This is a genomic window from Polaromonas sp. P1_G4, assembly GCF_056405475.1.
The window spans coordinates 1-1390 of the sequence record NZ_JBFUCA010000786.1; the positions used below are offsets into that span (position 1 = coordinate 1).

Genomic DNA, 1390 nt, shown 5'->3' on the forward strand with positions numbered 1-1390 from the left:
AAGTGGAACTTGCGTGACCACCTGTGTAAGGAGGAAGCTTTTCGCATTGGCATCATTGGGTCCTGCTATCACTGCCTTCTGTTGAGCCGTTGTTGTCGGTGGAATTGCACATGCCATCAGTGATGCCGTGGATATCGCAATGAGCAGGTATTGATAGTTCATATTTTGTATAGGCCTGGAGTTCGAGTCAGGTACGGATTGGGTAAGGTTTAGGCCGCACTTTGCCACCGCGCGCCTAGCCATGCCCCGAAAAAAAAAGAAACCGGCAGCCCCAACGACCATAAGGCAATGCGCCAGGCGGCCGAGGTTGCCGGAAACTGCCCGAAGAATACATAGGCGTGTTGACACGTATGACGGAAGGATCTGCGGATTGGACTGAGGCATCCACAAGATCCGGTTCCAGCATTACAGCGCCGAGCCAGGTGATCGTGAGCAAAAAAGCGCCTATCAGGAGGCCGCGCCAGGTAGCGCGCTTTGGTTGCTGCGACTCTTCAGGGTGGGAACTTGACATGAGGTGGGTGGCAGATTGTGCGGCCTGACGTTTAGCATGGGCGTGTCGTTGACGGACAACGAAGCTGTCGGCTGGGCGTTCGCTCGAAACAGGGATTGGGCATCAGTTTCGCTGGATTCACGTTGTTGAAGTCGATCAAGTGGTGCGGCGCCAGGTCGACTGGCCATGAACGTCGAACTGCTGCATGCGAGTCGATCTGGTTGTTTGAATCGGATGGTTGGAGCCACGATTCTCACCCAACCCGGGAGACGCGCATATTTACAGCTGAAACAGCTGCTTTTTGAGCGCCATCTTTTCCTTCTTGCGCAGGCTCGCTTCGGATTTGCGGTGCGAGCCGGCCTTGCGCTGCGACGCCGGCGCCACCAGAGGGTTGCGAGGCTTGGGCGCGGTCAGCTTGAGCTTGGTCTTGCGGGCCGAAGTCATCCTTGCGTCGGGCCTTTGCGGCCCAGCTTGAGCAGGCCGGTCGACAGCGCCGTGCCGCACACAATCACCACGGCGCAGATCACCATCCAGGCCGTCACATGCTCACCGAGGAAGATCACGCCATAGATCACGGCAAACACCGGCACCAGGAAGGTGACCGACAGCGCGCGCGGCGGGCCGGCRTTTTCGATCAGGCGGAAAAACAAAATATAGGCCAGCCCAGTGCAGACCACACCTACGGCCAGCAGCGCCAGCCAGGCATGCGCGCCCGGCATCTGCGCCGGCCACAGCCAGGCGGCCGGCAGGGCCAGGCCCAGTGTGGCGCCAATCTGGCTGCCCGCCGCAGTGACCAGCGGCGGCATGCCTGACAGATAACGTTTGGTGTAACTGGCGGATATGCCGTAGCAGAGGCAGGCAAACAGGCAGGCCAGCACGGCCCAGCCCGGTGCTACACCC

2 protein-coding genes are annotated in these 1390 nt (G+C 59.7%); both read right to left on the reverse strand.

Annotated elements, in window-relative coordinates:
• Positions 1-769: 769 nt before the first annotated feature.
• On the reverse strand, positions 770-934 hold the full coding sequence (locus AC1D1X_RS23330) for a hypothetical protein (RefSeq protein ID WP_477668065.1): 165 nt from the start codon (positions 932-934) through the stop codon (positions 770-772).
• On the reverse strand, positions 931-1390 hold a 460-nt coding region (locus AC1D1X_RS23335), incomplete at its 5' end, for a DMT family transporter (RefSeq protein WP_477699348.1). The genes AC1D1X_RS23335 and AC1D1X_RS23330, both read right to left, overlap by 4 nt.